This window comes from Kitasatospora sp. NPDC094016, assembly GCF_040304045.1.
Taxonomy (GTDB): Bacteria; Actinomycetota; Actinomycetes; order Streptomycetales; family Streptomycetaceae; genus Kitasatospora.
Genome location: NZ_JBEOUK010000066.1, coordinates 26255 through 32547, shown reverse-complemented (window position 1 = coordinate 32547; position 6293 = coordinate 26255). Strand labels below are relative to the sequence as shown.

General features: G+C 72.5%; 5 protein-coding genes. 3 read left to right on the top strand and 2 right to left on the bottom strand.

Going from position 1 to position 6293, the window contains the following annotated elements; all coding sequences use genetic code 11:
- Positions 1-538: 538 nt before the first annotated feature.
- Complete coding sequence (locus ABT015_RS35715) at positions 539-1441, bottom strand: helix-turn-helix domain-containing protein (RefSeq protein WP_350886835.1); 903 nt, start codon at positions 1439-1441, stop codon at positions 539-541.
- A 150-nt stretch (positions 1442-1591) separates the two neighbouring features.
- Between ABT015_RS35715 and ABT015_RS35710 the strand changes: the two genes are divergently transcribed.
- Positions 1592-2545 carry an MBL fold metallo-hydrolase gene (locus ABT015_RS35710; RefSeq protein WP_502897484.1) on the top strand — a complete coding sequence of 318 codons (954 nt, stop codon included), beginning with the start codon at positions 1592-1594 and terminating at the stop codon, positions 2543-2545.
- 112 nt (positions 2546-2657) lie between these two features.
- Positions 2658-4097 (top strand): carboxylesterase/lipase family protein, encoded by a 1440-nt coding sequence (locus ABT015_RS35705; RefSeq protein ID WP_350886832.1) that lies wholly within the window; start codon positions 2658-2660, stop codon positions 4095-4097.
- A gap of 58 nt (positions 4098-4155) precedes the next feature.
- On the opposite strand, the gene ABT015_RS35700 is transcribed toward ABT015_RS35705, so the two are convergent.
- On the bottom strand, positions 4156-4818 hold the full coding sequence (locus ABT015_RS35700) for a GDSL-type esterase/lipase family protein (RefSeq protein ID WP_350886830.1): 663 nt from the start codon (positions 4816-4818) through the stop codon (positions 4156-4158).
- Positions 4819-5190: 372 nt separating this feature from the next.
- Between ABT015_RS35700 and ABT015_RS35695 the strand changes: the two genes are divergently transcribed.
- Positions 5191-6279 (top strand): ABC transporter ATP-binding protein, encoded by a 1089-nt coding sequence (locus tag ABT015_RS35695; protein ID WP_350886827.1) that lies wholly within the window; start codon positions 5191-5193, stop codon positions 6277-6279.
- Positions 6280-6293: the final 14 nt, after the last annotated feature.

Below are 6293 nucleotides of genomic sequence, written 5' to 3'. Positions count from 1 at the left end.
CAACGAGCATGCCTACTCGGAGAGTTGCGCGATGGCTCCTTCATGACCAGGGGTTACGCCAAGATCCCTGCTACACCACTCGGCGGGACGCCATCCTCGCGGGGATTGCTCCGTGCGACGCGGATCGTCCTCGGGGACCGACGGATCGGCCCCGCGCTCGCGGGGATTGCTCCAGCCCGATCGCCGGGTACTGCACCACCGAAGGATCGGCCCCGCGCTCGCGGGAATTGCTCAACTCTGTTCACGGTCGGCGTCCGCGTGGGGTCATCAGATTCCCAGTGGTGCCTCTTACTACCGATGAGGGCGGTCGCTGGCGAGTTCCTGCCACGGGTCGTAGGAGGCCTTCGGGTCCTTGCGCTCCTTCGAGGTCCACTTGGCGCCCTTGGCCTTGTGCGGGCTCTTGCGGGCCTGCGTCTGCCTGGCCGTGTCGGTGCTGGCGGTCGGGGAAGACCGCGAGCCCTGCTGCGTCCCGCGTAGCAGGGGCCGAGGCGGCGCCGTTACAGCGGGCCCGGCGCCGCAGCGCTGCCCCTGCCTACGCCTACCGACGCGGTTCCTCGGCAGCGCCCGCGCCGTGCGCGTGCCGCGCCCGGCTGGCGGCCGCGTGGCGGAGGAGGGTGAGGGCCTGCTCGGAGGGGGAGTTGGCGGGGGTGGTGCACACGATGAGCGCCTGGTCCGGTGAGCGGGCGATGGACAGGGTCTGTTGGGTCACCGTGACCGTGCCGACGACGGGGTGGTGCAGTTCGTAGGACGAGGCGTCGCACGGCACGACACGATGGTCGGCCCACAGGGCGACGAACTCCGGGCTCTTCATGGTCAGTTCGCCGATCAGGCCCGCGAGCAGCGCGTCCTCCGGATGTCTGCCGACGGCGATGCGCAGGTTGCCGACCACCGCGCGCGCCTTGCGTTCCCAGTCCGCGTACAGCTCCCGGCAGTGCAGGTCGAGGAAGAGCATCCGGCTCGTGTTCGGGCGTCGGGCCGGGTCGTCCGGGCTGAGGACGTCGAGGTGGCTGGCCAGCAGGGCGTGTCCGAGGGTGTTCCAGGCCAGGACGTCGGTGCGGCGGCCGAGCACGATCGCGGGGACGCCGTCGACGGCGCGGAGGAGGTCCCGGGTTTCGTCGGCGAGCTTCTCGGGCCGTGGGCGGCGTGGCCGGGGCGTGTGGCGGGCGGTGTCGGCGAGCCGGTCGAGGTGGGCGCGCTCGTGGGTGTCGAGCAGGAGGGCGCCGGCGATGGCGTCGAGTACCTCGGCGGAGGCCCCGCGGGACAGGCCCTGTTCCAGCCGGGTGTAGTAGGAGACGCTGACGCCCGCGAGTTGGGCCAGTTCTTCGCGCCGGAGCCCGGCCACCCGTCTGCGGGGCCCGAGGTCGCGCAGGCCGACGTCCTCGGGCCGCAGCTGCGCCCGCCGGGCTTGGAGGAAGGCGCCGAGTGGGCCTGGTCCGTTCATCACCCCAGTATTCGATGGGTGGCCCGGTCTCTGCCACACCCTGCGAGGGGTAGGACAAGCCGGGAGTGGTTGGTGTCCGTCCGGGTGTCCAGGATCGGTCTCAGTCGGCCGCCGATTCGGCCGCGTTTCCCGGACCCGAGGACGGACCGCATGGATCAGGACATGAACCAGAACATCGATCACGACATGGCTCAGGACCCCGACCAGATCACGCTGGGCGACGTCACCGTCACCCGCGTCAAGGAGTTCTACGGCTCGGCCGGGCTGGCGCCGGGCCAGTTCTTCCCGGACAGCCCCGACCGCTCGTGGGACGAGCACCGCGACTGGCTGGCGCCCGACTTCTGGGACCCGGAGACGGACGAGTGCCGTACCGCGATCCAGTCCTGGCTGCTGCGCAGCGAGGGGCGCACGATCCTCGTGGACACCGGCGTGGGCAACCACAAGGACCGCCCTTACGCGCCGGTGTGGAGCCGCCTGGACACCGGCTACCTCGACAACCTCGCCGCCGCCGGCGTGCGGCCCGAGGACGTCGACGTCGTGGTCAACACCCATCTGCACGTCGATCACGTGGGCTGGAACACCCGTCTCGACGGCCGGGACTGGGTGCCGACCTTCCCGAACGCCACGTATCTGATGCCCCGGCGGGACTTCGAGTTCTGGGACCCGGCCAACGGGCACAGGAGCGTGTTCGGCCGGGGGAACCAGAACGTGTTCGAGGACAGCGTCGCGCCGGTCCACGCGGCGGGGCTGACGCACCTGTGGGAGGGGACGTACCGGATCGACGGGAATCTGCGGCTCGATCTCGCTCCCGGGCACACTCCCGGCTCGTCCGTGCTCACCCTGGAGTCCGGCGGCGACCAGGCCTTGTTCGTCGGGGATCTGGTGCACACCGCGTTGCAGATCGCGGAGCCGGAGACCAATTCCTGTTTCTGCGAGGACCCGGCGGAGTCCCGCGCGACCCGGCGCAAGCTGCTCGGCCGCGCCGCCGAGAACAACGCGCTCGTCCTCCCGGCGCACTTCGGCGGCCGGGGGGCGATGGAGGTCGCGCGCAGCGGGTCGAGGTTCGCGGTCAAGGAGTGGGCGGGTTTCTCCCGGATCTCCTGACCTCCTGGCCTCCTGGCCTCCTGGCCTCCTGACCTCCTGACGCCCCGTCCGGAGATCCCCCCTCCCCCCATCGATGTCCCCGTTCGTTCCCTTCCAGAGAGGAAGTCATCCCGTGCCCCGACAGGCAGGTCCGGTCGTCGAAACCCCGGCGGGCGCCGTGCGCGGCGTCCGTGACGAGTCCGGCGAGCGCTTCCGCGCCCTCCCGTACGCGGCGGCGCCGGTCGGTGCCGGCCGGTTCGCCGCGCCCGCGCCGCACCCGGGCTGGTCGGGTGTCCGTGACGGCGGCAGGCCCTCGCCGAGCGCTCCCCAGCCGTCCCGGGACTTCGGCCGGCTCGACATGAGCCCCTACTTCGGGCCGGGCTGGGTGCCCGGCGAGGAGTACCTGACCGTCGATGTCCACACGCCGGCGGCCGACGGGGGCAAGCGCCCCGTCATGGTCTTCGTGCACGGCGGCGGGTTCGTCACCGGCTCGAACCGCGCGGCGCTCTACGGCGGCGGCGCGTTCGCCCGCGACGGCGTCGTCCTCGTGACGGTGAACTACCGCCTCGGCGTGCCGGGGTTCCTGGAGCTGGCGGGTGCTCCGGCCAACCGCGGGCTGCTCGACGTGCTCGCCGCGCTCAGGTGGGTGCGGGGCTCGGTGGCGGCCTTCGGCGGCGACCCGGGGAACGTCACGGTCTTCGGCCAGTCCGCGGGCGCCACGCTCGTCGGCGCGCTGCTCGCGACTCCGGCGGCCGCCGGTCTGTTCCGGCGGGCGATCGTCCAGAGCGGCAACGGCTGCGGCGCGTTCACGCCGGAGCAGGCGCAGCGGGTCACCGCCGCGGTGGCGGCCGCGCTGGGCGTCGAGCCGACCGTGGAGGCGTTCGCCCTGGTCCCGGACGGGCGTTTCGTGGCGGTCCTGCCCGCGCTGGCCGGCCTGGACCTGCGGACCGACGCCGCTTCGGACCCGCTGGCCGGGCTCAGTCCGTTCAGTGTGGTCCTGCCGGCGCAGCCCGCCGACGCCCTCGCCGACGGCCCGGCCGCCGACGTCGATCTGCTCATCGGCACCAACACCGAGGAGGGGCACCTCTACGTCGTCCCGCAGGGCGGTCCGGAGTCCACCACGGACGCCGACGTGCTCGCCGTCGCCGCCCGGGTGCACGCGGACCCGGCGGCCGCCCTCGCCGCGCACCGCGCGGCCCGGCCGGGCGCGACACCGGGCGAGCTGCGCTCCGCCGTGCTCGGACAGGCCCTGTTCGAGACCGGTACGGAGCGTCTGGCGCAGGCCCACGCGCGGATCTCGGGCGGCCGTACGCACCGCTACTCGTTCGGGTACCGCTCGACGGCCCTGGGCGGGCGGCTCGGCGCCGCCCACACCGTCGAACTGCCCTTCGTGTTCGACGTCGCCGACGAACCGTGGCTGCACGGGGACACCGGGCTGCTCGGCCCCGACCCCGCCCCGGCGGGACTCGCCGCCCGGGTCCACGGTGCCTGGGTCGCGTTCGCCGGTACCGGGGACCCGGGCTGGGGCGCCTACGACCTGCGCCGGCCCGTGGTGGAGGCCTTCGGCAGCTGAGCTTCCTCACCAGATGGGTCGTGGATGGTCGCCAGGTCGCGGGTGGACGCGGGCCCGGTCAGGCGACCAGGCGCAGCCAGGCTGCCGCGAGTGCGGCGTGGCCGGCGGGCGTCGGGTGGACGCCGTCCTCGGACCAGTGCTCGGGGCCGGCCGTGGCGGCGAGTTCGGCGAACATGCCGTCGGCGGCGAGCAGGTGTGCGCCGTAGGTGCGGGCGAGCTTGCGCACGGCCTGGATCTTGGGGTCCAGGTCGGTGCGCCACTGCTGCCGCTGATGCTCTCCGATGTGTGCGGCGCCGGCCTCGATGACGCCGTCGATCGGCAGGAGGAACGGCTCGATGAGGATCAGCTGCGTGCCCGCCTCGGCGAGGGGCGCGAGCAGGCGGTCGTAGCCCGCTTCGAACTCGTCCGCGGGGATCACGCGCCCCTCCGGGTCCACCGTGTGCCAGCCCATGTCGTTGACTCCGACGAGGATCGACACCACGTCCGGGCGGGCGTCGAGTACGTCGGTGTGCCAGCGGGTTTCGAGGTTCATCACCTTGTCGCCCGCGTTCCCGGTGTTCAGCCAGGTCACGGGCCGCTCCGGGTGCCGGAGTCCCCACTCGCCCGCGACGCGCAGCGGGTAGCCGTACCCGAGGCCGTCTTCGCTCTGCTGCCGTTGGCAGTCGGTGATCGAGTCGCCTGTGAACATCACGGTGCTTCCCGGTCGGATGGTGATCGTCATGTGCGCTCCTTGGACGTGGACTTGAGTTCGGGCGATAAGACGTGAGGCGAGGAGAGGAGAGGCAAGGCCGGACCTCTCGAAAGTGCCGGACCTCTCGAAGGTGCCGGAGCTCGCCGTCATCGGGCTGACAATCACCGGCACGCCACCGTCATCGCGCCGACGGCGCCCGAGGCCGGTGGGCCGCCACCACCCGGGCTGGTGGCTTTTCTGCTTCAGTCGAAATTTCAGAGGATTCAGCAGCCCCGCGGATCCGACAGCAGAAATCGCGAGACCGAGGTGCGGATGACGTCCAGCCCAGTTCCCAGTCCGTCCGCCAGCCCCTCCCCCCACCCTCCGGAGCGTGCGTCGGGCCGCTCGGCCGGCCGTCCGCCCGTGCCCGGTGCGGTCGCGTTGTCCGGGGTCAGCAAGGCGTTCGGCGTGGTCAGCGCCGTGGACGGAATCGATCTGGAGGTCAGGCCGGGCGAGTTCTTCTCGATGCTCGGGCCGTCCGGGTCGGGCAAGACGACGGTGCTGCGCATGATCGCGGGCTTCGAGGCGCCGAGCGCCGGCCGGGTGCTGCTGGGCGGGGTCGACGTCACCGGCTTGCCCGCGTTCGACCGCGACGTCAACACGGTGTTCCAGGATTACGCCCTCTTTCCGCATCTGTCGGTGTGGCAGAACGTCGAGTACGGGCTGAAGGTCAAGCGGGTGCCGCGGGCGGAGCGGGCCGCCCGGGTGGCCGAGGCGCTGGCGAGCGTGCAGTTGCCCTCCTTCGGTGACCGGCGCCCCGCCGAACTGTCCGGCGGGCAGCGCCAGCGGGTCGCGCTGGCCCGGGCGCTGGTCAACCGCCCGTCCGTGCTGCTGCTCGACGAGCCGCTCGGCGCCCTCGACCTGAAGCTCCGGCTGGAGATGCAGCTCGAACTCCAGCAGATCCAGCGCGAGGCCGGGATCACCTTCGTCCTCGTCACCCACGACCAGGACGAGGCGCTCACGATGAGCGACCGGATCGCGGTCCTCAACGCCGGCCGGATCGAGCAGGTCGGCACTCCCGCCGAGGTGTACGAGCGGCCGGCCACCGCGTTCGTGGCGGGCTTCGTCGGCACCTCGAACCTGCTTCGGGGCGCCTGCGCCGAGCAGGTCTTCGGCCGGCCGGGGACGTACTCGGTGCGCCCCGAGAAGATCCGCATCGCCCCTCCGGACGACCCGACGGGGCCCGACGAGTACGGCGTCACCGGGACGATCGGCGAGGTCGTCTACGCCGGCGCGCAGACCCGCTTCCTGGTCGATCTGGCGGCGGGCGGGCGGCTGGTGGCCGTCCGGCAGAACCTCGACGGCTCCGGTCTCGACGGCTCCGGTACCGACGCCTCCGGTACCGACGGCTCCGGTACCGACGCCTCCGCTGCCGACCTCTCCCGCCGCCGCGGGGCGAGCGTCCTCCTGGCCTGGCGGCGACAGCACACCGTCCGCATCGACAACTCCTGACCCTCAACCCTTGA